Below are 24,293 nucleotides of genomic sequence, written 5' to 3'. Positions count from 1 at the left end.
CGTATTTCGTGAGATGCCTGTGTTGTATCCGTGCTGTGCATCTGTTTTGTGCGAGATGATGGTTGCTGTTAAAAGCCCATACAGTTCCGACCCGGGGATACCACCTGCGTTACGCAGAATCTGTTGCGTAACCTGATTTTGTAACCATAGCCAGTCTGATATTTATGTTCGATGAGTATGTCGCGCCACATGTGTTTGTAGTGTTTGGTGCCACCGGCGATTTAATGCAGCGAAAATTGCTGCCGGCTTTGTATCATCTGGCCAATGAAGGCAACCTGGGTGAGCGTTTCAAAATTCTGGGGATCGCCAGAAATGAAATGGATGACGAAAGCTTCCGCGCGTGGGCCAGCGAAGCCCTTGAGAAGGCAAAGCTGAGGGACAAGTCTGATCTTGAGGCATGGTGCGCGCAGTGTTTGCATTACATGCCCATTGAAGATGCTGGGCCCGAAGTATATGCCAAAATATCAAGCCGTATTGAGGCACTTGAGACAGAACATGACCTGCCTGGAAATCGCACCTTCTACCTTGCATTGCCGCCGCGCATTTTTGCTCCGACGATCGAAGCACTGGGTAATGCCGGCCTGAATAAGAGCGCCGGCTATACCCGTCTGGTCATCGAAAAGCCGTTTGGCAAAGACCTGAATTCTGCACATGAGTTGAATGAAGTATTGCACCAGCACTTCAAAGAATCTCAGGTATATCGCATTGATCATTACCTGGGCAAAGAAACTGTTCAGAACCTGCTGGTATTCCGTTTTGCCAATCCTGTCTTCGAGTCGCTCTGGAATCGGGACCGCGTGGAAAGCATTGAAATCACCGTTGCGGAGTCGCTGGGTGTTGAGAAGCGCGCCGGCTATTACGACAAATCGGGTGCGCTGCGCGATATGGTCCAAAACCATCTAATGCAGCTGCTTACCCTGACGGCGATGGAAGTGCCGGCTGAATTTGAGGCAAATGCCATCCGTGATGAAAAGGTAAAGGTGCTCAAGTCTATTGCACCGCTAGATCCAGAGAAAATCATCTTCGGTCAATATGAGGAGGGGCACGTCGGTGATGAAAAAGTGCCGGGATACCTGGAAGAGGAGGGGGTGCCTGTTGATTCGAACACACCCACATTTGTCGCCCTCGAATTGCAGATAGACAGCTGGCGGTGGCAAGGCGTCCCGTTCTACCTGCGCACAGGCAAGCGAATGGACGAGCGGCTGACAAAAATTGTAGTCAACTTCCGAACTGCACCCGTTTCGCTTTTCCCAAAGCACAGAAAAGGCAAAATTAGTCCGAACCGGTTGATTCTTACGCTGCAGCCCAATGAAGGCTTTGAGCTCGGCTTTGAAGTGAAATCGCCGGGCCAGGAAATTTCTACGCTAACCAAACGCTTGCACTTCGAATATGGTGAAGCTTTTGGCCCGTTGCAGGATGGTTACGAAACGCTCCTTTTTGACGTGATTACCAACGATCAGACACTTTTTGTACGGGCAGATGAGGTGGAAATGTCGTGGGGACTCTATGATCCGTTATTGAAAGAAGAGGTCCCCATCCATGCCTATGAAGCCGGCTCCTGGGGGCCACAGGAAGCCCATTTTATGCTTGCTAAAACAGGGCATCGCTGGTTCGAAAAGTAGGCCAATGCTTTACGCACCATTTAAGTAAAGACAAGAATGGACAACATCCCCTATCTCTCCACCGACCAGATGGTCGAAGTGGACCGTGCGATGATCGAGGATTACAACATCCTCCTGATTCAAATGATGGAGAACGCCGGCCGCAACCTGGCAGCGCTGGCACGCAGCCGCTTTTTGGGTGGTGATCCCCGGGGCCGGGATGTTGTGGTGCTGGTAGGGAAGGGTGGAAGTGGCGGCGGCGGGATGGTTTGCGCGCGCAGGCTCCACAATTGGGGGGCTTCCGTTCAGGTTTATACCACGGCGCCAGTCGAAGACTTTTCCGGTGTGCCGGCCCATCAACTGGATATATTGAAGCGGATGGGCATCTCTGTTACTACAGAAGCTGGACCAGCAGACACCCACCCTGACTTGATTGTAGACGCAATCATTGGATACAGCTTGAAAGGGAATCCGCGAGGCCGGGCTGGCGCGTTGATCTCATGGGCTAATACAAGCAAGGCCCCTGTATTGAGCCTGGATGTGCCTTCCGGCATTGACACGGCAACAGGGGAGGTGCATACACCTGCGGTGAAGGCTGATGCAACCATGACCCTGGCGCTACCCAAAAACGGGTTGCGAGGGGAAGCGGTCAAGGCACAAGTGGGGGAGGCGTACCTGGCTGATATCAGTGTGCCGCCGGCTTTGTATGGAAATAGGACGCTTAATCTTGGCGTCAGCGCCGTGTTTGCCCGCGAAGATATTGTACGGTTGTGGTAAGCAAAAAAAGGTAAATATTTTCAGGAATAATCCGATTATTATGGGATAATCGGCCAGAGCGCATGGCCACATGCCTTTCCCCTGACAATTTTATCGAACGCAATGATTCGCAAGAAAAAGGTGTCTGATGACACAACCGAGGTAACGTTCATTTTGCCTGCCCCCATCGAAGGTCAGATTGTATCTGTGGTGGGAGATTTTAACGATTGGCAACCGGATGCGCTTCATTTTAAGGCAAGTACTGACAATACGTTTGCGGCCACAACAACGCTTCCTGCGGGCCAACAGTATATCTTTCGATATTTAACCGAGCACGGGCGATGGTTTGATGAAGATGCAGCAGACGGCTTTCAGCCCAATGATTATGGGTCTGGTAATTGTTTGCTGTATACCTGAGCTAAATCAGCAAGCTAGAGGGAAAAGCTCTCTTCCGAGTAAAATTCGAGCGCAACGTCTTTCACGACATCGAAAATTTTTCGGCGCTCTTCTTTGGTTAGTGAGTTGCGCCGGAGTTCAAAGATTTTTGCGCTGTCTCGCTTGAAATCCTGAACGAGGTTGTTTTTTACCTCGGCTTTACCTTTTACCTGCGTGGTGTTGATGATTTTCTTCTTAACCGATTCTGACCACGGTAGTCCAAGGCGCCCGTACAAAGCTTTGAACTCTTCAACAGGATTGTTGCTCAAGTCCTCGAGTTTGACCAATTCCCATCCGTCGTATTTTTTGGCCTGATTGACCACTACCTGTGTTAGCAGTCGCCAGTGTGCAGCTGCATTCTGGAGATCATCACTGTCTTTATTGAACCATGAATCGAGGCTGCCATTGAGGTGGTCTGCCACCAGTTCGGGTTGGCCATCGAGAATTTTCCTTACATCTGGCCACCAACCTGCGCGGCGCAAGCTGGCAACAAATGATGCCGGATGTCGGATAACAATGACGGGCTTGACGCCAAAATGTACGTGCAGATATTCAGCGAGTAAGGTGCCGGTTGGGTCCTTGATGACTGCATGCCGGTGAAAAGGGTTCATTTTGGCAAGTCGCAAATAATAGGGCCCGCGTGTGCCTACGAGTTGCTTTATGATCCTGCGATGGATGGCTTCATTTTCGAAGGGGGAATTGCGCAGGCTGAAATTGTAGGAGAAGATACGCGAAGCGGCTTCATGGATTTCCTGCATGCCGGGCGTATCAAGCGAAGGTTTGACATAACGCCACCGCTTGGTCATGCCGGGCATACCACACCGAATATTGAAAGGCTCATGGATATAGTCAACCTCCAGGGGCAAGCTGAGAATCTTACCGACAAAGGTAGTCCCTCCACGAATTTCTCCTGTGACAAAGACCCAGTTCTTTACACGGTCAACCGCGATTTTCATGATATGCTATCTTACTGAACAGTTCTTCCTACTATCGTTTCACTTGCTGAACTGCCGGGACAACCCCAAAGGCCATATGAAAAAAGAGTGGCCTGAAACACAACAGGCTGAAACACAGCGCAAGGATGCGCATTCTTTGGTAAGATTGTGCTGTAGGACAGGGGACGCATGTTTGTCCACACAAACAAACCGACGCGCTCACGTGTCTCCTGAGAGGTATCGAAACCAGCGACTACATCTTTAGCTTTCTCAAAAAACACGCATCAAGGCACTTGCCCCTACGCTTATCGCGCCTTCTTTCTATTACCACATGCATATTGCTTTTCAGAAGGCGCGTTGGGTAGAACGATACAGATAAGAGGAAATTAGTGCCGTGAAACCAGCATTCGAGACGCATGTCTATTAAAATATTTAACGTTGTCGGCGCCCGGCCTAACTTCATGAAAATTGGCCCGCTCCACCGCGCGTATCGGCAATTTGGAGATATCCATTCGGTCATAGTGCATACCGGACAGCACTATGACGAGCGAATGAGTGATGTATTCTTTCGGCAACTTGAACTGCCCGAGCCAGATATTTATTTGGGTGTGGGTAGCGGTTCTCATGCCGCGCAAACCGCGCGTATCATGATTTCGTTTGAAGGTGCGCTGATGGAGCACAAGCCCGACCTGGTATTGGTGGTAGGGGATGTGAATTCTACTGTAGCCTGTAGCCTTGTTGCGGCGAAGTGCCATATTCCGGTTGCGCACGTGGAAGCCGGCCTGCGCAGTGGCGATCGCAAAATGCCTGAAGAAATCAACCGTATCGTTACGGATTCGATTTCCGACCACCTTTTTGTTACCGAGCAAAGCGGACTCGATAATCTCCGCCACGAAGGTGTGCCAGAAGATAAAATCCACTTTGTGGGCAATGTGATGATCGATTCGCTGGTGCATTTTCGGGAAAAAGCTGCTGAGAACCAGATTTTGCACGAACTGGCGGTACAGTCGAAACAATATGTCCTGGTTACGATGCACCGGCCGGCAAATGTGGACAATCCGGAGAGTTTGCTTAAGGTGATCGAAACACTCGAGCGGCTTACTCCATTGCGCCCGGTTGTTATGCCCATGCATCCGCGTACGCGTATCCGGTTAGACGCGTTCGGGTACATGGATCGTTTTCGCGCCATCCCTAATTTGATTGTCACGGAGCCGCTAGGGTATCTCGAATTTCTCAAGCTGATGGACAACGCGGCATTGCTCGTAACCGACTCAGGGGGGATCCAGGAAGAGACAACCTTCCTTAAAGTTCCATGTCTTACCCTTCGTGAATCCACCGAGCGACCGATCACAATGGAACTGGGGACCAACGAGTTGATGGAGCTCGACCCGAATGCAATAGCAGCACGCGTGACCGCCATTTTATCTGGTGACAGGAAGGCCGGAGAGATCCCACCACTTTGGGATGGTAACACGGCAACTCGCATTGCCGGTATTCTGGAACAGATATTGAGGCCTACGATAGCCTGACGAAAGTCGCGTTTCCACTCGACAGCGTTATTTGACAGTTTATCGGCCGATGTATACCGCACCGATTTGTGCCGGGATCTTTTTATCCGGGAATAAAGTTACCCCCTAGCTTTTCTAATAGGGGATTGTGCTGGCATGATGTGTAAGAGGAGTAGTAATGCTTTTCACAGCAATCACCATGGTATGCAACTCAGCGTTCCGTATACACAATAATAAAGGCGTGTGATTAGGTACTGCTTAATCTTTATTGCCTAATCCTGTGTGTTGGACTGGCGGAGAAATCATCCGCAAACCGTTAAAACGTAGAGAATTTCGTCTTTTTCCGTGTTATTCCTCTGCTTGCTACGAAAGGTAATAGTGATATAATGATGGGTAAGTAATACGTATTAATAACTAATAACTTTTACCACGTATCGCCCAATGCTTCTCCTGCAAATGTTTTCATGTACAGAAGCGCCGGCCTGTAGCAAATGATGATTCCGACTAAGATGTCAACGCAATCCGCAACATGTGTATGCACCTGACCGATACAAATCTGCATTAGGCATGATCTTGGGATCAGGTAAAGCCGGCAGCACCAAGCATTGAAATATTTTCCGATTAATTGAAGAGATTATGAGATACCTCATTACGGGAGGAGCAGGCTTTATTGGAAGTCACCTGGCTGATCATCTTATCGAGCAAGGCCACCATGTCCATATTATAGACAACCTGTCTACTGGCCGTTTAGAAAATATACAGCACCTCTTTCATCACAACCGTTTCGAGTCAACGATAGCTGATATTCTCGATTACCACACCCTTGAGCAACATATTTCAAGGTGTGACCAGGTTTTTCACCTTGCTGCTGCAGTGGGTGTTCGTCTGATAATGGAGCAACCTGTCGAGACGATTGTCACAAATGTACAGGGTACCGAGAATATTCTGAAGCTGGCCAGTTATTACGGAAAAAAAGTTTTGCTTGCCTCCACGTCTGAAGTTTACGGAAAGTTGATGGAAACAAGTGAGGATATTGAAAGCCTTTCTGAGACCGATGACTGGACCCTTGGGCCGACAACAAAGCGGCGTTGGGCCTATGCCTGTTCAAAGGCAATCGACGAATTTCTTGCCCTTGCCTACTTTGAAGAGAAACAGCTTCCTGTTGTCATTGCTCGCTTTTTCAATACGGTAGGCCCGCGCCAAACAGGCCGTTATGGCATGGTAATCCCGAACTTCGTCCAAAGCGCCTTGGCTAATGAGCCCATTTCTGTATTTGGCGATGGGGAACAGTCTCGCTGCTTCACCTACGTCGGCGATGCCATTCGCGCAATCACCCAGTTGATGGATCATGATGGCGCTGAAGGCCAGGTGTTTAATATTGGCAGTAACCAGGAAATTACGATAAATGAATTGGCTGAGCGTGTTCGTACGCTCGCCAAAAGCGAATCATCCATTCAGCATATTCCATACGAAAAAACGTACGGACCTGGTTTTGAAGATATGCGCCGGCGCACACCCAATATCAACAAAATCCAACAGACCATAGGATATAAACCATCTTATGATGTAGATGCTATCCTCCGCGATGTCATCGCATATTTCCGCCTGGCCAAGTCTGCGGCCTTTTCTGCGGAAGCCAATCAAGAAATGTCCAAGCAGTTACACCGGAATGGGCATCCAATTACGCCACTCCCCCTGTAAACATGCACAATCATTCCGACCCAGCCCGTTCGGGCTCTTATTTATCAAAACATGAATTTGCTTAGTACCGATTTTTTTTGGCTACCATGGGTGGGCGGAATCGTTGCATTCATGTGTACACTCTTGTTGACGCCGGCTGTGATCCGGTTAGCCCATCGTAAAAAATGGATTGCGATCCCCAAGAAAGACCGGTGGCATGCCAAGCCAACGGCGCTCATGGGCGGCATTGCCATTTATGCAGGTGCAACGATCACGCTCCTTTCTCTATTTCTCTTTGAGCTACCCTGGCAGGTATGGCTCGGGGCGACCATCATGTTTGTGACGGGCCTCGTCGACGACCTGAAAACCATCAAGCCAGGGGGAAAACTTGTCGCCCAGGTTGTGGCTTCCGGTTTGCTCTTGTTTGCCGGCTATTCATTTGGCGAAGGGTTGCCCTTCTGGATTGTTGTCCCCCTTACGTTTTTGTGGACGATTGGGATCACCAACGCCATTAACTTGCTGGACAACATGGATGGCCTAGCAGCCGGCATTTCGTCGATTGCTGCCCTTGTGCTGGCCGTATTTTCTTTTCTTTCCGGCAATGTTGCCGGCCTTGCAATTTCCCTGATTATTGTCGGCGTTACTGCCGGCTTTCTGGTATTCAACTTCAAACCCGCCCGTATTTTCATGGGCGATAGCGGGAGTATGTTTCTGGGCTACACCATTGCTGCACTGGCAATCATGATCCAGTCGGATGCCCAGGTCACCTCTGGCCGTTTTACCATCTACCTGATGTCGGCGATGGTGATGGCTATACCAATTTTCGATACAACCCTGGTGACGCTTGTACGCACGCTTGCCGGGCGATCAATTTCTCAGGGCGGACGCGACCACAGTTCGCACCGACTTGTTTTCCTTGGCTTGTCTGAGCGAATGGCTGTGCTCACGCTTTACGGGATCAGCCTGTTTTTTGGTGCAGTAGCGTTGTTGCTGCAATTCACCGAGCCACAACTGTTTTACGCCCTGTTTCTTGTCATGAGCATTGGGCTTACCGTATTCGGTGTGTACCTTGCCAGCGTGGATGTCTACCGGACTTCAGAAGGATTGGGCTTCTTCTCTACCAGAGAGTATCTGTTGAATGAGAAGTTCTTTGCGATGCTGCATGCCTTGTTTGGACGCAGTTGGAAAGCTTCGTTTGGCGTTGTTGCAGATCTCTTTTTGATTGTTTCTGCTTTCATCGTCGCGCATTATCTACGGTATGAAGGTGGTTTTACGGATGCGCACGCGGTCAACCTTGAGCGATTGTTGCCCGTTGTGGTTGCGATTAAAATTGTACTCTTTTACCTGTTTGGTCTGTACCGTGGGATATGGCGTCACGCCGGCACGGCAGAGTTCTTGCGCGTGTTGATAGCCACTGCCGTATCGGGTGTTGTGGCCTTTGTAGTGGCCGGTTTTGTAGTCGGTGCAGAAACACTTTCCGTGTCAGTCTTCCTTATTGACTGGTTTTTGATTTCCTGTGCCGCCGCAGGTGTCCGGTTTGGCTTCCGTGCTTTGCGGCAGTTTATCGCCCAGCAACGCCATCAGGGCAAGCGTGTTCTGCTTTATGGAGCAGGTGATGCCGGCGCCATTACACTCCGCGAAATGCGGTTTAACCTTGAAATAAACTATATCCCTGTTGGCTTCATTGACGATGATCCACTGAAACACGGCATGACAATGCATGGTGTGCCTGTGTTGGGGTCTTTCGTGGATTTGGGGCGTATCATAAAAGAGTATCAACCAGAAGCCGTTGTCATTACCGCCAGTAGAATGACAGAGGCGCGGAAAACAGAAATCTGTGTTGAATGTACCAGACTCGACGTCGATTGCTTTGCATTTCACCTGAGCTTCGATGAACTACCAGCATGGCCTGAGTTTGGGACATTAATCGATGCGGAAGCGAAGGAGGCCCATTAACTGACTTGTATCGGCCCCGCTTCGTTCTGCTAGATACCACCTAAAACGAAGAGGAAGTATACATGTCATTTCAAAAGACTAAGCATCAGAACCAGGGCACATCTGCTGCTGGTATTGGGCCGGCACATGATCTGGCCACCAGAATCGATGAAGGCAAAGCAGTCATTGGCGTTGTAGGATTGGGATACGTAGGGCTGCCCCTTGCAATCGAGTATGCGGATAAAGGATATGCCACCATTGGTATCGACCTGAACAAAGAGCGCGTGCTGCGGCTCAATGCAGGCAATAACTACAACCAGGATGTTGCAGATGCTGCGGTAAAGAAGGTTGTTGATGCCGGCAAACTTACCGCAGAAGATGATTTTGAGTCCTGCGGACACATCGATGTTTTCTATATCTGTGTACCAACGCCGGTCACAGATCACAAAGATCCAGACACATCGTACATCAAGTCTGCTACCGAGTCTATTGCAAAGCACTTGCGCCCCGGTCAGCTCATCATCCTCAAGTCTACAACCTATCCCGATACAACGGAAGGGTTGATGAAGCCCATCCTTGAAGCGTACGGGGAAGAAAAAAACCTGAAGCTAGGCCGTGATTTTTTCCTCGCATTTAGTCCCGAGCGCATTGATCCTGGCAATAAACAGTTTACAACTGCCAATACGCCCATTGTTGTTGGTGGTGTAACCCAGGCCTGTACCGAACTGGCTGCCCGTGTCATTCAAAAAGTTGTTGAGCACGTCCATCCGGTTTCCAGTCCTAAAGTAGCGGAAATGGAGAAGCTGCTGGAGAATACCTTCCGCTCCGTCAACATTGCGCTTGTAAACGAATTGGCCCAATTGTGTGACCGCATCGGTGGCATTTCCATTTGGGAAGTAGTCGAAGCAGCGGCAACAAAGCCGTTTGGTTATATGCCGTTTTATCCTGGCCCAGGGCTTGGTGGTCACTGTATTCCCATTGACCCGTACTACCTGTCGTGGCTGGCACGTCGCTATGATTTTGAAACCAGTTTTATCACGCTTTCTGCGCGTATAAATGAAGAAATGCCGTTCTACGTACAAGATGCGGTAATTCGGACGATTGCGCGTCAGCCTGTTCGGCTTGAGGATGCAAAAGTGCTCATTTTGGGTGTGGCCTTCAAAAAGGACGTAGACGATACACGGCACTCACCTGCTTTCCGGGTGATTGAGTTGCTGCATGAGCAAGGCGTCTACAATATTTCTTATTGTGATCCACACGTACCTACGATCAGTGTGCCGGCAGGACCCAGCGCCGTTGAGCTCGAAGCCCTGAATCTGAATGAAGAGGTGCTCGCCAACCATGATGTGGCCGTTATCCTGACTGACCATAGCGCGTTCCCTTATGCGATGATCGCTGAACACGCACGTGCCGTAGTGGATACCCGGAATGCGCTCAAGCACATCCCACACAGCAAAGACAAAGTGATTTTGCTCGGCGGCGGAGAGTTCTAGCGACGGGTTCAGTTTTTTGATTTACCGAAACGGGTAGCAGTTGTATCAAAACTGCTACCCGTTTTATTTGGTGCCTGTGCTATCGCATTTTCTGTTTCAGCGCAATGCTTCGGCGTAATCCGTAAACGCAAATTGCTCCTGCTTACTTGAATTCGAACCAGCTTTCCAGGTTGATTTTTTCGAGGCAGTCTCCATCGACGTGGGTGAACTCGTTGCTCAGGTTACAATACGCGTAGTCTTTCTGCCACGCGTCAATATTGTCAACAATGGCGGCGAGGGCCTCGAGGATATAGTGCAGGGTTTTCTCTTCAAGGGTAGGGTGGATGGAGAGCCGGACCCAGCCTGGTTTAGCAGACAGGTCGCCACTGTCGATCTGATCTGTGATTGATTTGGAGAGTGCCCTGTCTACGTGCAACAGGAAGTGGCCATAGGTGCCGGCGCAAGAACACCCGCCACGCACCTGGATGCCATAGCGATCGTTCAGCAGTTTTACCAACAAGTTGTAGTGGATGTCCTCCACATAAAACGAGATAACACCCAGGCGGTCTTCTATATGATCAGCGAGAATATGCAGCCGCGGTATCTGCCGTAGCTGATCAAATGCGATCGCAAGCAGTTCTTTTTCACGTGCTGCCATATTGGCCACACCCATGTCTTCTTTCAGCTTAATCGCAAGTGCCGTACGGATAGCCTGCAGAAAGCCTGGCGTGCCCCCATCTTCTCGCGCTTCGATATCAGGGAAGTAATTGTGCTCGCCCCATGGATTCGTCCACATAACTGTACCACCCCCGGGGTTGTCAGGGACAGAGTTTTGGTATAGCGATGAGTCGAAAATGAGACATCCAGATGTACCTGGCCCACCAAGGAATTTGTGGGGTGAGAAGAAGACAGCATCCAGTTTCTCCATAGGATCTTCCGGATGCATGTCAATATCTACATAAGGGGCCGAGGCTGCAAAATCTACAAAACAGTACCCGCCATGCTGGTGCATGATCTTCGACATGGCATGGTAGGGAGTCTGAACCCCTGTTACATTGGAGCAACTGGTGAACGAGCCTATTTTGAGCGGCCGGTCCTTGTATTCCAGCAGCATGTTGTGCATCGACTCAAGATTGACAAATCCTTCGTCGTCAGCCGGCAGCTGTATTACGTCGGCGATGGTCTCCAGCCAGGAGGTTTGGTTGGAGTGGTGCTCCATGTGGGTGATAAACACTACCGGACGTTTCGCCGGCGGAATGTTGATCTCGGCTTTGAGATTAGAGGGCAGCTTCAGGCCCAGGATGCGCTGAAACTTGCAAATTACACCCGTCATGCCGGTTTCTGCGGTGATAATCACGTCGTCCGGACCTGCGTTCACGTGCGCCTTGATGATGCGGTGTGCATCGTGGTAGGCGCGGGTCATGCAGGTGCCAGTGATGCTTGATTCCGAATGCGTATTGCCGACAAAAGGCCCGAAGGTCTCCTGGATTTTCTGTTCGATAGGGCCGTAAAGCCGGCCACTGGCAATCCAGTCTGCATAAACAATCTGTTGCTTACCAAAAGGCGTCTCAAACGTCTGGTTGTTGCCGATAATACCTTCGCGAAACTGCTGGAAATAGTGCTCCAGTGCAGAAGTGGTTTCGCGGCGTGTGGTTGGAGAATCAATCATGTCTATTTGAAAACTGGTGTCTTAAGCCTGTCTGGATAGTACACCCTAAAAATAAGCCGCACAGCGCTAACGGTTTTGCTTTTCTTGTCCGTCACGATAAAATCATAAACTTGTAGCGGAGACCAGCAGACGACGTACTGTGCAAAAGGAGAGGTTTTGGTTATATTGAGCACCTTGTCTGTTTTGCTGGGGGTGGTGCAAGCGCCACGTGCCTGGTACCACCTGTCAGGCAAACACCACTCCGTTTACCATTCTTAACGCGTATATGTCTGAGTTGCCGACCACTGATGATTCCCGGTTTGCGAGGTTTTTGGGTGCGGTAGAACGCATCGGGAATTTGCTCCCGCATCCAGCAACCCTGTTTGCTCTGTTTGCCTTTTTGGTAGTTTTACTGTCCGGGTTGTTCAGCCTGATTGATTTGGAGGCCACGAACCCGTCATCGGGCGAAGTTATCCGACCTGTCAACTTGCTTTCGGTAAGCGGCCTGCACCGGATTCTGACCGAGATGCTGGATAACTTCACCGGTTTTGCGCCCCTTGGGACGGTACTCGTTGCGATGTTGGGCATTGGGGTGGCAGAGGGCAGTGGGTTGATTGGCGCCAGTTTGCGATTGCTCGTGATGTCTGCACCTACAAAACTGTTAACGTTTGTTATTGTGGCTGCAGGTGTGCTCTCAAATACGGCAAGCGAAGTAGGCTACGTGTTGCTGGTGCCTCTGAGTGCTATCATTTTCCTCGCTGTTGGCAGGCATCCTATTGCCGGATTAGCGGCCGCTTTTGCTGGTGTTTCCGGTGGCTATAGCGCCAATCTGTTTTTGGGTACGGTCGATCCGTTGCTAGCCGGCCTGTCTGAAGAAGCTGCACAGATTATCGATCCCAATTACCTGGTGAACCCTGCGGCAAACTATTACTTTATGTTTGTATCGACGTTCATCATCGCAACAGCGGGTACCTGGGTTACCGAAAAAATTGTCATCCCGCGACTCGGCAAATACACGGGTGATGCCGTACCCGAGGAAATAAATCCACTAACGGCAAAAGAAAAACGCGGCCTTTGGTATGCTTTGATCAGCATGCTGGTGTTAGCGGGACTTGTGCTATGGGGGCTTATTCCTGAAAACGGATTTTTGCGGGAGCCGGAGACAGGCAGCGTGTTACGGTCGCCCTTTATGCAGGGGATTGTCGCGTTTATCTTTATAAGCGCCAGTATAGCCGGCATTGCTTACGGCTTTGGTGCCGGCACGCTCAAATCCGACACCGACGTAATGAACGGCATGGGCAAAGCCATGTCAACGCTCGGTATCTACATGGTGCTTGTGTTTTTCGCAGCGCAGTTTGTGGCCTACTTCAAGTGGACCAATCTCGGGTTGATTTTCGCCATCAAAGGTGCTGAGGCGTTGCAGGCATCCGGATTAGGGCCTATTCCATTAATGATTGCGTTTATCCTGCTCTCAGCACTGATCAACCTTGCGATGGGGAGTGCTTCAGCCAAGTGGGCCATCATGGCACCGGTCTTCATTCCAATGTTTATGCTGCTCAACTATTCACCTGAGCTGGTGCAGACGGCTTACCGGATCGGAGATAGCTCCACGAACATCATTTCACCCATGATGTCGTATTTCGCGCTGATTGTGGCGTTTGTGGAGACGTACGATAAAAAGGCCGGCATCGGGACGGTGGTGGCTACCATGCTGCCTTATACCCTGGTCTTCCTCGCAGCCTGGATTGTCTTGCTCGTAGCATGGCTCCTGTTCGGCTGGCCAGTCGGCCCCGGCGCGCCCCTCTTCCTGGGTGGCTGATAGCGGAGCATAAGTCTCTCCCGGTTACATATTTGAAAACGCCTCAGCATCAACCTCAAACGGTAATGCTGAGGCGTTTTAAGCTTTACAGAAGACTATCGCGCCCCACGAGACCGTCTTCGAGACGTCACCTCACCCACATCATGCCGGACTTGATCCGGTATCCAGAGCAGGTTATACCAGCGCTGCTGTAGTCGTCTATCTGGTAAAAGCCAGATGCCGAAACAAGGATATGTTTACATTCTTGTGAGCAAACGAAATGGGACACTGTATACTGGTGTCACCAGCGATCTCTCCCGCCGGATGGAGGAGCATAGAGCCGGCGTGGCTCACAGGTTTACTAGAAGATTCGGGGTTAATCTCCTCGTGTACTATGAACTGCATGATGAAATTGGTCTTGCTCTTTCCAGAGAGAAACAGATCAAGAATTGGAAGCGGATCTGGAAGCTACAATTGATCGAGTCGATCAACCCTAATTGGGTAGACTTGAGTTCAGAATTGATGTAGCCTAGTTCTGGATACCGGATCAAGTCGGCATGACGTGGGGGGGTGTTATGCAGGCTGATCGTTGCCAGTGTTACACAACGTGAGCGGGGCCAGCGTTACATAGCCACGTCTGCCATGACGGGCGGCATCAACGCAAATATTGTAAGACTGCAGAACAGCTCCGGCGCCTTGCCAATTACGGATTAAACCGCTCCGAGTATTGGTACGATGATTTGTTTTGCGCGGGTTCGCGGGCGAAGAGGTATACCAGTACAACACCGAGCACAAACATCGTGTTGGGGAGGAGTACCGTGGTTTCGAAGGCGTAGAAGAGTGCCTTGAACAACATGTCTATGAAGAACACGGTTGTAAAGATACCGAGGATGATCCCTGCCAAAACGGTTCGTTCACCATCAGAAGCCAGCATCTTGCCGACAAACAGGGTCGCTGTAGCGCCGAGCATGAGGGACAAGAAATTGAGAATGATGGAGTAAATGGGCTTTACAGCCAGCGAGTTGAGAATCAGGATGGGCAGCGAAATGCCTGCGACCGAGAAAACATAGTAAATCAGTAAGCCGGCAAGGGCGGCAATGCCTTTGTTGAAAGGCCGCTCACTTTGCACATCAGACATGCTTCGGAAAATCCGCAAGCAAACGTAAAGGAAACCCAGGACTACTGCACTGAGCATCGTGAACGTCAGCAGCAGCGAACCGCGCCTGTCGCCAAACTTGGACGGCTGGGTCCTGCCATCAACAATGCTCAACATAGAGATGGCATCGGTGGAGCGGCCATCGAGCCATAGGGCCAGGGCATATCTTCGCAAGAGGCTATCGCTGCCGGCATACATAGATCCTTCGATCGTTTCGAGCATGCTGTTGGCAATAACAAGGCTGTCGCGCGTGAGCTCAAGTTGCCGGCGTAGTTCTTCGTAGCCAGACGTGCTCCCGATCTCGCTTGGTGATACAATTCTGCCACTTTGCTGTGGTGCCTCGTCGCCTCGCAGCTTGCAGCCGGAAGCAACCAGCAACAAAAGCGTAACTACTAGCAGAATGTTGTGCTGACTTTTCATGCGGATCAAAAAAATTGGTTTAGCCCTCAATTTCACGGTTCACTGCGCAAAATCCAAGCCTGCCGGTTCAAATTAACAGCAATTCCTCGATATAAGACGCTATTCGGTATCCAGCGGTCCCATTGAAAAAAGACTGCTTGGTACCCTGTTTTCACGCATCATTACCCTGAATTGCTCCACAAGCTCCGGATGTTGGTCTGCAACATCGGTTGATTCGCCAATGTCTTCAGCGAGGTTGTAGAGCTCAATTTTAAGCGGATCCGGGTTGTCTTGCTTCAATATTTGTTGGCGAATCGCTTTCCAGTCTCCCATGCGAATTGCCTGCTGGCCGCCGTATCCGGGGAATTCCCAGTACAACAGATCATGCGATTTTTGGGTATCTTTGCCCAGTAAGGTAGGCGCAATGCTTATGCCATCGATACCCAGCGGTGCTGTTGTACCCGTAACCTCTGCAAGGGTTGGCATAATATCCCAAAATGCAGATAAATGACTGCTTTCCTGGCCTGGTGCAATTTTACCCGGCCAGCGTGCAACCAGGGGGACGCGAATGCCACCTTCATAGAGGCTGCCTTTGAGGCCTTTGAACGGGCCTGCAGAAGCAAAGAAATCAGAGTCAGAGCCGCCAAGACGGTTGAACGTAGGGCCGTTGTCTGAACTAAACATCACGAGTGTATTGTCATCCAGCCCCAGCGATTTGATGAGGTCCATGATGGCCCCGACATCGCGGTCGAGATGCGAAATCATCGCTGCGTAGCCGGCGCGGGGATAGGGATGCTCGAGGTACCTTTTATGTTCGTACGCTTCTTCTGGAATCACATCTTTGTATTCTTCAAGGGAGGATTCCGGCACCTGAATCGAAAGGTGTGGAATAGCAAACGGCATGTAGAGGAAAAACGGCTCATCTTTGTTTTCCTGTATAAAGTCCATTGCAACTTCCCTGAATCGGTCTTGCGAGTACGTCTCGCCGTTCAATGTGCGGTCGTTGCCCGGGAAAACTTCTTTTTCGCGGTTCTTCCAGAGGAATTTAGGATAATGGTTGTGCGCGTGACGCTGGCAATTGAATCCGTAAAACAGGTCGAACCCTTGCAGGTTTGGGTCGCCGGTGGTGCCAAAATGCCCCAGTCCCCATTTACCAATGGCAGCTGTGGCATAGCCTTTCTGCTTCAGCATTTCAGCTATGGTTACTTCCTCATCCGGAATCGGGTTTTGTCCGGGGAATTCCCACCCCATCTCTTCTTTCATGTGCTGCAAATGGGCCGGATCGCCGTTGTTACGGATGTAAGCATGGCCCGGGTGTTTGCCCGTCATCAGGTTGCAGCGGGATGGGGCGCATACTGCGTTGCCTGAATAATGCTGGGTAAACCGGATACCTTCTGCTGCAATTTTGTCAATGTGCGGCGTTTTAATCCATTCCTGTCCATAGCTACCGAGTTCTGCATACCCCAAGTCGTCAGCGAGGAAGTAAATGATATTGGGCGGACGCTGTTCTTCTGTTGATTCGCAACCAGATATCTGGATTGTTAGAAGAATTAGTGCGAAGGGTATAAATGTTAACCTATTCATGGGGCATAGTGGGTAGGGCAGCAAAACATTTCATTGCATAATACAGAATTAGGGTATGTGAATCATGGTAGCGGGTCTAGTGGGGTGTTCAGTTTTTCTCACTTAACCAGAGCACATTGCCATGAATCGACGGTTATTCACGCCTTTCTTTATGATGCTATGCAGCCTACTTTTTTTGCCGCAGGCAGGTATGGCGCAGGATTCTACCCTATTCTTTGTCGAAACTTTTGACGCCGTTACGCCACCTGCTTTACCCGCGGGCTGGAGTGATACCACATTAGCCTGGGAAACCAGCAGTAGTGTAGCTTCAACAGGCTCAGGAGGCAACAACGCCAAGATTACGGGTACAGCCGCCGGCACCCTCATTTCAGCCCCTGCCGACCTGTCGGGCATGACAGCCGGCAGCCTTTTGTATCTGGCGCGTAGGACATCCAGTTATGCACAGGAAGCAATGCGCGTCCTTGCTACACTCGATGGTGGGCAATCTTTTATTACCGTACTTGATGATGGGGCAGCACTGCCCTTGGATGATGGGAGCTATGCAGAGGTAGAGGTTGAGCTGCCGGCAGCTGTACTTGGGCAATCGGGGGTACAGTTTGCTTTTGAAGCCATTGGTGGCACAACGTCTGGTGCAAACGTGCGGATTGATGATGTGACCGTGATGGGTTCGGGTATGCCGCAAGATGAGGAAAGTCTCGTGGGCTTTGCCGCTGAAGCCAGCACGGCCAACAGCATGGGGGTATTTGAGGTCCCTGTTTTCCTTGATTTTGAAAACGTAACTGCCTTGCAAGGATTACAATTTGACATCTCCTGGGCCACAGGTGCGTTTACGCTGACAAATATCCTGCGAGGAACGGCCATTGCTGATACTTCCCAATGGTCAATCAATGCTGCATCGCGTGATGGAGAAATGCGCGCGGTACTATTGGGGAATTCTAGTGGTGGGTTGTCCAGCGGCCTATATGACCCATTGTTTACGCTTGTCTTTGCGGTAGATGCTGGGAATACAACAGATACAGCAACGCTTTTATTGGAACGCGTGCTTGGCGCCCTGTCTGTACAAACAGGGGAAGATGCCGGCCTGGTGACAGGGCTGGCTACCCATACCGTAACACTCACAACGGGGAGCCCCACGTTTACCCCAGATGCGTCTATACTTGATGTAGGAACGGTCACTGTGGATTCATCAGCATCCGTTGCGCTCCTGGTGACCAATACAGGTACAGCACCGCTGGTAATAGATAGTGTTGCGGTAGACAATCCGCTATATGGTGTTGACGTACCTGCTGCAACTATCGAGGTTGGCGCAAGCCGTTCGTTCAACCTGTCCTTTTTCCCAACAGCGCTCGCTTTCGGGCTACAGGCAGGGCAATTTACATTCTACCACAATGCAGGGAGCGGTAGTGATGTCATTGAAGTTACTGGTATTGGGACTGGCGGCCGCGGGGATGCCAGCAATGACGGTGTTGTAGATGCCAGCGATCTGATCCTGGGTATTGATGCTGTGCTGGAGCGCGTAGTTTTAGCAACCAGTGAGCAGACAAGCATCGACTTGTATCCCTTTGGTTCACCTGATGGTTTGCTGGATGTGCGCGACCTGACCGTGGTCAGCCAGGCAATTCTGCTTGGCACATGGCCAGATGCCGTGCCTTTGCCGGCCGCTAAGGCAATCGACGGTACACATTCAAAGGATGGTGCATCGGTACAGGTTGCGTTACAAACGGTCCAGGGAATCACCACGCTTTATTTGCAATCTGCTGTACCGCTTCGCGCATTTCAATTAGCCGTAGGTGGAGCGTGGAATACGATGCCGGCAACAAATAGCTATGCCCTTGAAAATGCCGGCGCCAGCCTGCAGGTTGTAGAGCGGGCAGCAGATATCAACGTGTTAGGCGTGCGGTATGATGGCGGCACCATAGCGCCGGGTAAATACGCGCTGCTGACGTATCCAGCCGGACAAGATGTTGAACTGGACAAGCTAGGATATGCTGTTGCTGTTGCTGCGGAAGGGGAGCGTTTACCCGTGAAGATGGAAGTTGAGGGCGTTGATACGGAAGCTGCCCCTGAATTGCCGGCTGAAGTAACGTTGGCTCAGCCGTATCCAAATCCGTTTCATCGTGCTCAGCATGCCGGACTGTCCATACCGTTTACGCTGGCGAGTCCCCAGCAGGTGCTGGTACAAGTATACGATTTGCTGGGTAGGCCTGTTATCACGCTGGTGGACGAATTTCTGGCTGCTGGTGTGCACAACGTGGCTTGGAACGGCAAAGTTGGGTATGCAGAGGTGCCGGCTGCAGGGATTTATGTTCTGAAAATACAGGCCGGCCAGAAGCAGGTGTCACGTACAATTGTAATGTATTGAGTTACCATCTGGTCTCATTCGATCTGGCAGCGCAACCACTTAATGGCAGTGGTTGCGCTGTCAACTCAGCCGGCTAAGCTGGCTTCAGGCTCAAGCTCAATTCTAGCACCACCCATGGCGAGGGACTTTTTGGCTGCTTCAAGCAATCGTACTACGGTAAGTCCATTGCGGCCGTCTGATTTTGGCGTTGCACCCGTTTTGATGCAATCGACAAAGTGCTGGCACTCCAGCTTAAGCGGCTCTTTCATGTCAATTTTGGGGCTCACGATATCGCCAGTCCGGATTGACATGGCCTCTGTGTAGCTTGCGTATTGCTGCGCTTCATTGATGTCCACCCGCTTGTCAAAAAGCCGGACTTTCTCTGTGCCCTGCATGTCATCGATCACCGCCATTTTCTTGCTGCCAACAACAGTGACTTTGCGCACTTTATGTGGGTCGAGCCAACTGGCGTGTAGATGGGCAAGTTTACCGCCTTCAAAATATACGGTAGCAAACGCGACGTCTTCGATGCCCGGCTGCAAGAACGACTGACCGGTTGCTGAGACAGCTACGGGGGCTTCATCGAGGAATTGCAGGGCTACTGACAAGTCGTGTGGCGCCAGGCTTTCAAACGCATTCTCTTTTTGGCGGATGATACCAAGATTCACACGGACGCTGTACAGGTAATGTATATCGCCCAATTCCCCATTGTTGATGAGCGACTCAACATAAGCAAACGCAGGATGGTAGAGCAGCAGGTGGCCAACCATCAATCGCAGGTCATTCTCCTCAGCAAGCTGTACCAGGTGAGTTGCTTCTTCCGTGTTTTGTGTTAACGGCTTTTCGACAAATACGTGTTTCCCTGCAGCAAGGGCGTCTCGGGCAAACGCGTAGTGAAGCGGCGTTTGTGTGGCTATGATAACTGCATCAACAGCATCGTTGCGCAAGATGTCATCGAAGTCGCTTGTTGTTTGGAGGCCCGGGTTTTGGTCTGCCAGCCGGCGCAGAACGCCTTCGTTTTGATCGCAAACCTGTATCATGGTTGCATCAGGCAGGCTGCTGAAGTTTCTGAAGAGGTTTTTACCCCAGTAGCCAATACCTACCTGGGCGAGTCCGATTTTATTGTCAGATGTGTCCACGTGAAAATGCGTGCTTGATTGGGAGGAAGAACCGGGCTGCGACGCAGCCCCGGCAGGTAAACGCAGGTTAAGGTGTTAAACTGTTCAGAGTGCTACAGGTTGTTGCTGGTAAAACGCCACAATCGTTTCAGCGATATAAGCCTGTTGCGCTTCTGTCAACTCCGTATGCATTGGCAGAGACAAAACTTCCTGACATGCACGCCGGGTTTCTGTCAAATCGCCGGCACCGGCTGCATCGTCAGAAATGAAAACAGGTAGCTCGCGGAGCGACACCGGATAGTATACCGCATGGGGAACGCCGTTGGCTTTCAGGTGCGCTGAAAGGGCATCTCGCTGCGGCACGCGCAATGTGTACTGATGAAAGACGTGGACGTTGTCCGCTGCGGTCTGCGGTGTTTCCACTTCGGCAACATCAGCAAACAGGATGTCGTAGCGGCGCGCGGCAGCCTGGCGTGCTGCACTATATGCATCGAGGTATTTCAGTTTCACGCTCAGGATGGCTGCTTGCATCGCATCGAGCCGGCTATTGATACCTACCAACTCGTTGTAGTATTTTTTTTGAGAGCCATGGTTGGCAATCATGCGTGCTTTATGCAGTAGTTCTTCGTCGTTGGAGAACATGGCGCCGGCATCGCCATATGCACCAAGGTTTTTGGAGGGGAAGCAAGAGAGCGTACCAAATGCGCCGTCTTTACCCACGATGCGCCCTTTATACGTTGCACCAATGGCCTGGGCGCAGTCTTCGATGATATGCAGGTTGTGCTTTTTGGCAATTTCCAGGATCGGATCCATGTCCGCTGCCTGTCCGAACAAGTGCACGGGCACGATGGCTTTAGTCGCCGGCGTAATGAGTGCTTCAATTTTCGCCGGGTCCATGTTGAACGTCAGCGGATCGATATCCACAAAGACAGGTTTGGCGCCCATCAAAGCTGCGGCTTCAGCGGTGGCAATAAACGTGAATGCAGGCGTAATCACTTCGTCGCCGGCGCCAATACCTAGTGCCATGAAAGCAATTTGTAATGCGTCTGTACCATTGCCCACGGCTACCGTGCCTTCGCTACCCACATAGGCGCTCAGGGCTTCCTCGAAGGCTTTAACATGCGGGCCCTTGATGAAGCTGGTTTGGTCGAGCACTGTCTGGATGGCAGCATCAATTTCTTCTTTGATTGCGAGGTATTGCCCCCGCAGGTCCACCATTTTTATATCCTGCATAAGTAGTTCCTCTAGTCGTTTACGCTATTGCGCGGCTCTGTTGAGCCTCAGTGGTCTTTCCAGCCCTGGTTGTCGAGTTTTTGGTCTTCAGGTACCTGTCTGAATTGTTTGGCGACAAAATTATGAGAGAGCAGGCGGAACGAGAGCTACGAAAAACAGCGGAAGAACTACAAATTAGAAATGAAGAGCTCAACGCATTTGCACGAACTGTGGCCCATGATCTTAAATCACCAGTGGCTCAAATGATCGGGTTTGCAGAGCTTTTACGTGAAGCATCACCCGATATGCTTGCAAACAAAAAAGATGAATGGATCAACAACATCGTTCGAATTGGTGAAAAATCGGCCGAAACGATTCAAGCATTGCTTGATTTAGCTCGCTATGAAAATGAAGAAGCTCAGTTTCATTCATTTGATATGTGGTTTACATTCGAAGCCGTTGTTTTTAAATTGCACAATAATAAAAGCGAAAACAAACAAAGCATAAAGTTTCCAAGGGAATGGCCACAAGTTGTAGGTAACCCCAATTGGATGTCTGAAGTCTGGTATAGTCTTATAGGCAATGCGATTCAGTCTGGGGGAGAACCGCTCAAAGTGGAGGTTAGCTGGCAGCAGTGGCTTGATAACAAAGTCAAATTTTCAATTGAAAATAACGGAAGAAAACTGTCATTTGCTGAACAAGAGGCTTTTTTCCAACTATCCGGAGCTACCACGTTAAAGAGAGATATAAGTCTAAACTTAGGTATCTCAATTGCTAAAAAGCTTATCGAAAAACAGGGAGGAGAGATTGGTGTTGAGTCAACAAACAATATTGGATCAACCGTCTGGTTCACTCTACCTGCAGCAATTCCTTCTTAATACCTAATCAAATCGAAGCTGAACGATATCACTTTTTGCAAAAATTTCCTCAACCTTTATTCTCAGCTGATCATTCGCATACAATTCTGGAGGCACACTAATATCGGCCAGATATAACTCACCCAATTGAGCAGAAATATCATCTACAAAAAATCCTTTTTTCGGTAAGGCAAGCGTCATCGTAGCAGCAGCTCTGATCGCTGGTTCAAACACAACACCGCTGGCTGTATCGATACCTGATGGTGCATCAAGGGCCAAGATAGGTGCGCCATTCCCATTCGCCCATTCAATCATTATTTTCGCATTGCCACGAGGTGCCCCTTTCAAACTATAGCCGATCACCGCATCGATTATCAGATCGGCCGCTTTCACCTCACTAATCTCTTCGGCCGGTCGCACAGTTACCCCCATCCGGCGCAGAATATCGAGCTGATGAGCCGGGATCGGCGTGAAGCGCTCATCTTCGGCCGTGACAAAGACGGTCACATTCGCCCCATAATTATGCAAACGGCGAGCCGCCACCATCCCCCCGCCGCCGTTGCCACCGGTACCGGCCATCACCACAACCGTTTTTCCTCGTGGATCGCCATCCAAGAAACGACTGCGACCCAGATGGGCCAAATTCCGGCCGGCGTTCTCCATCATCTGGATCAGCTCAATATGATAATCTTCGATCATCGCCCGATCCACTTCAATCATCTGATCGGTATCAACGAATGGGATATTTTCAATAATTGGATAGTTCATATTTGATATTTGATAGTTGAGAGTTGGTGAGATAATGGCTTAGCTTCGCACGCAGCTTACATCTTATCATTCCATCTTTTCAATCTGTATGCCAAGATGGTTTGCAACCGGCCGCTGGCGCATCACCACTCGTGTGTGATAGGGGGCATTAAAAACCTGCTGTTCACCATCCTGCTTAATAACCAATGTCGTAGAACCGCCCCCATCGAGATTAAGCACATCGGTAGCGCCAGCCTCTTTGAGCAGTTGGGCGCAAAAGAAAAAGGTCGCGCCTGCACTGTAAAACGGCTGTTTGCCATCAACGATCAAAATCCACAGCCGGTCACCGGTTTCATTGACGCCGATAACGTTGCGAGTATAAACCTTTTCATCTGGCAGTTCGACCATTCTGCCATCTTTCACCGTTTGGATGTTGCCAGCCAGTGCCGTCTGTGTCCCGGCCGGGCAGCGGCCAGAGCTGCTTATTTCAGCCCGTGGCTCAGAACTAATACACAGTGCAGGCCAATCATGCCGAGGCGAGCTGTACCTCACCCCATCATTAATTGCAATCCCGCTTAGCTCTACCAAATCTCCACGATGTGGATAAAAATCCCATGGGGCTTCAGAGTGGAATGGGTAGAAAAAGTTCCCGTTGATTGCGACTTCAGTGTCATTTTCAGCCGCAAATTCCTCGACCGTCTGGGCTGCGTATTCAATTTCAGTAACGGGATCAGTGCTGGTAAAAGACAAGCCCGGCGTGGTTAGATCAACCTCAATTAAGTGATACACAATACGATCTGGGCGATTAACTATTCCCCTTCGGTAACTGACACCGGGGTGGATATTCCCAACAAAAAGGTCTGTTCGAAGTGGTCGTCGGCCAAGATAAATCGCTGTGACTACAGCAAATATTACGGCCGCCCGCAGAATTAAACGAAAAATGAGCGGTGCATAGCGCTTGATAAATCTCAAAATCGATCGCCTTTGATTAAATGTGCAGCCGGACAAAACCGGCTGCAGAGCAATCGATATTATTTTTTCAAGCGCAGCCCTCGTTCAAGCACTCAAACACCCCACTCTTGTTGAGCGAGTAGTTGATCGATCATTCTCG

General features: G+C 50.5%; 19 protein-coding genes. 11 read left to right on the top strand and 8 right to left on the bottom strand.

Annotated elements, in window-relative coordinates:
- Positions 1-164 precede the first annotated feature (164 nt).
- From zwf to AAF564_09790, 3 genes are all read left to right on the top strand, one after another.
- Positions 165-1,622, top strand: coding sequence for a glucose-6-phosphate dehydrogenase (gene zwf, locus AAF564_09800; protein ID MEM8485830.1), 1,458 nt, complete (start codon positions 165-167; stop codon positions 1,620-1,622).
- A 36-nt stretch (positions 1,623-1,658) separates the two neighbouring features.
- Positions 1,659-2,378, top strand: a complete 720-nt coding sequence (locus tag AAF564_09795) for an NAD(P)H-hydrate epimerase (GenBank protein ID MEM8485829.1) — start codon at positions 1,659-1,661, stop codon at positions 2,376-2,378.
- A 102-nt stretch (positions 2,379-2,480) separates the two neighbouring features.
- Positions 2,481-2,774 (top strand): isoamylase early set domain-containing protein, encoded by a 294-nt coding sequence (locus AAF564_09790; GenBank protein MEM8485828.1) that lies wholly within the window; start codon positions 2,481-2,483, stop codon positions 2,772-2,774.
- A 14-nt stretch (positions 2,775-2,788) separates the two neighbouring features.
- On the opposite strand, the gene AAF564_09785 is transcribed toward AAF564_09790, so the two are convergent.
- Positions 2,789-3,748 carry a sulfotransferase gene (locus AAF564_09785; protein MEM8485827.1) on the bottom strand — a complete coding sequence of 320 codons (960 nt, stop codon included), beginning with the start codon at positions 3,746-3,748 and terminating at the stop codon, positions 2,789-2,791.
- 395 nt (positions 3,749-4,143) lie between these two features.
- Between AAF564_09785 and wecB the strand changes: the two genes are divergently transcribed.
- The 4 genes from wecB to AAF564_09765 all read left to right on the top strand — a co-directional run bounded on the left by wecB (position 4,144) and on the right by AAF564_09765 (position 10,343).
- Positions 4,144-5,256, top strand: a complete 1,113-nt coding sequence (gene wecB, locus AAF564_09780; protein MEM8485826.1) for a UDP-N-acetylglucosamine 2-epimerase (non-hydrolyzing) — start codon at positions 4,144-4,146, stop codon at positions 5,254-5,256.
- Positions 5,257-5,871: 615 nt separating this feature from the next.
- Positions 5,872-6,936 carry a GDP-mannose 4,6-dehydratase gene (locus AAF564_09775; protein ID MEM8485825.1) on the top strand — a complete coding sequence of 355 codons (1,065 nt, stop codon included), beginning with the start codon at positions 5,872-5,874 and terminating at the stop codon, positions 6,934-6,936.
- Between the two features lie 111 nt (positions 6,937-7,047).
- Positions 7,048-8,871 (top strand): hypothetical protein, encoded by a 1,824-nt coding sequence (locus tag AAF564_09770; protein MEM8485824.1) that lies wholly within the window; start codon positions 7,048-7,050, stop codon positions 8,869-8,871.
- A gap of 62 nt (positions 8,872-8,933) precedes the next feature.
- Complete coding sequence (locus AAF564_09765; GenBank protein ID MEM8485823.1) at positions 8,934-10,343, top strand: nucleotide sugar dehydrogenase; 1,410 nt, start codon at positions 8,934-8,936, stop codon at positions 10,341-10,343.
- Between the two features lie 142 nt (positions 10,344-10,485).
- Here AAF564_09765 and AAF564_09760 read toward each other — a convergent pair whose 3' ends face one another.
- Positions 10,486-11,991 carry an aminotransferase class V-fold PLP-dependent enzyme gene (locus AAF564_09760; protein MEM8485822.1) on the bottom strand — a complete coding sequence of 502 codons (1,506 nt, stop codon included), beginning with the start codon at positions 11,989-11,991 and terminating at the stop codon, positions 10,486-10,488.
- A gap of 265 nt (positions 11,992-12,256) precedes the next feature.
- Here AAF564_09760 and AAF564_09755 point away from each other — a divergent pair, with 265 nt between their 5' ends.
- Complete coding sequence (locus AAF564_09755) at positions 12,257-13,789, top strand: AbgT family transporter (GenBank protein ID MEM8485821.1); 1,533 nt, start codon at positions 12,257-12,259, stop codon at positions 13,787-13,789.
- A gap of 216 nt (positions 13,790-14,005) precedes the next feature.
- Positions 14,006-14,296, top strand: a complete 291-nt coding sequence (locus tag AAF564_09750) for a GIY-YIG nuclease family protein (GenBank protein MEM8485820.1) — start codon at positions 14,006-14,008, stop codon at positions 14,294-14,296.
- 175 nt (positions 14,297-14,471) lie between these two features.
- Here the strand turns inward: AAF564_09750 and AAF564_09745 are convergent, their stop codons facing one another.
- Entirely contained in the window at positions 14,472-15,344 is an 873-nt protein-coding gene (locus AAF564_09745; protein ID MEM8485819.1) for a hypothetical protein, read from the bottom strand.
- Between the two features lie 99 nt (positions 15,345-15,443).
- Positions 15,444-16,907 carry an arylsulfatase gene (locus AAF564_09740; GenBank protein ID MEM8485818.1) on the bottom strand — a complete coding sequence of 488 codons (1,464 nt, stop codon included), beginning with the start codon at positions 16,905-16,907 and terminating at the stop codon, positions 15,444-15,446.
- Between the two features lie 121 nt (positions 16,908-17,028).
- On the opposite strand from AAF564_09740, the gene AAF564_09735 reads away from it, so the two are divergent.
- Positions 17,029-19,269 (top strand): T9SS type A sorting domain-containing protein, encoded by a 2,241-nt coding sequence (locus AAF564_09735; GenBank protein MEM8485817.1) that lies wholly within the window; start codon positions 17,029-17,031, stop codon positions 19,267-19,269.
- A 65-nt stretch (positions 19,270-19,334) separates the two neighbouring features.
- Here the strand turns inward: AAF564_09735 and AAF564_09730 are convergent, their stop codons facing one another.
- Together AAF564_09730 and AAF564_09725 are read right to left on the bottom strand one after the other, a co-directional pair.
- Positions 19,335-20,387 carry a Gfo/Idh/MocA family oxidoreductase gene (locus tag AAF564_09730; protein ID MEM8485816.1) on the bottom strand — a complete coding sequence of 351 codons (1,053 nt, stop codon included), beginning with the start codon at positions 20,385-20,387 and terminating at the stop codon, positions 19,335-19,337.
- A gap of 84 nt (positions 20,388-20,471) precedes the next feature.
- Complete coding sequence (locus tag AAF564_09725) at positions 20,472-21,599, bottom strand: DegT/DnrJ/EryC1/StrS family aminotransferase (protein MEM8485815.1); 1,128 nt, start codon at positions 21,597-21,599, stop codon at positions 20,472-20,474.
- A 122-nt stretch (positions 21,600-21,721) separates the two neighbouring features.
- On the opposite strand from AAF564_09725, the gene AAF564_09720 reads away from it, so the two are divergent.
- Positions 21,722-22,456, top strand: a complete 735-nt coding sequence (locus AAF564_09720; GenBank protein MEM8485814.1) for a HAMP domain-containing sensor histidine kinase — start codon at positions 21,722-21,724, stop codon at positions 22,454-22,456.
- A 3-nt stretch (positions 22,457-22,459) separates the two neighbouring features.
- On the opposite strand, the gene AAF564_09715 is transcribed toward AAF564_09720, so the two are convergent.
- Positions 22,460-23,203: an NAD(P)H-hydrate epimerase gene (locus tag AAF564_09715; protein MEM8485813.1), complete on the bottom strand. Its 744-nt coding sequence runs from the start codon at positions 23,201-23,203 to the stop codon at positions 22,460-22,462.
- 66 nt (positions 23,204-23,269) lie between these two features.
- Positions 23,270-24,154, bottom strand: a complete 885-nt coding sequence (locus tag AAF564_09710; GenBank protein MEM8485812.1) for a phosphodiester glycosidase family protein — start codon at positions 24,152-24,154, stop codon at positions 23,270-23,272.
- Positions 24,155-24,293: the final 139 nt, after the last annotated feature.

The organism is Bacteroidota bacterium (assembly GCA_039111535.1).
GTDB lineage: Bacteria > Bacteroidota > Rhodothermia > Rhodothermales > JAHQVL01 > JBCCIM01.
This window is presented reverse-complemented; position numbering and strand designations above follow the sequence as displayed.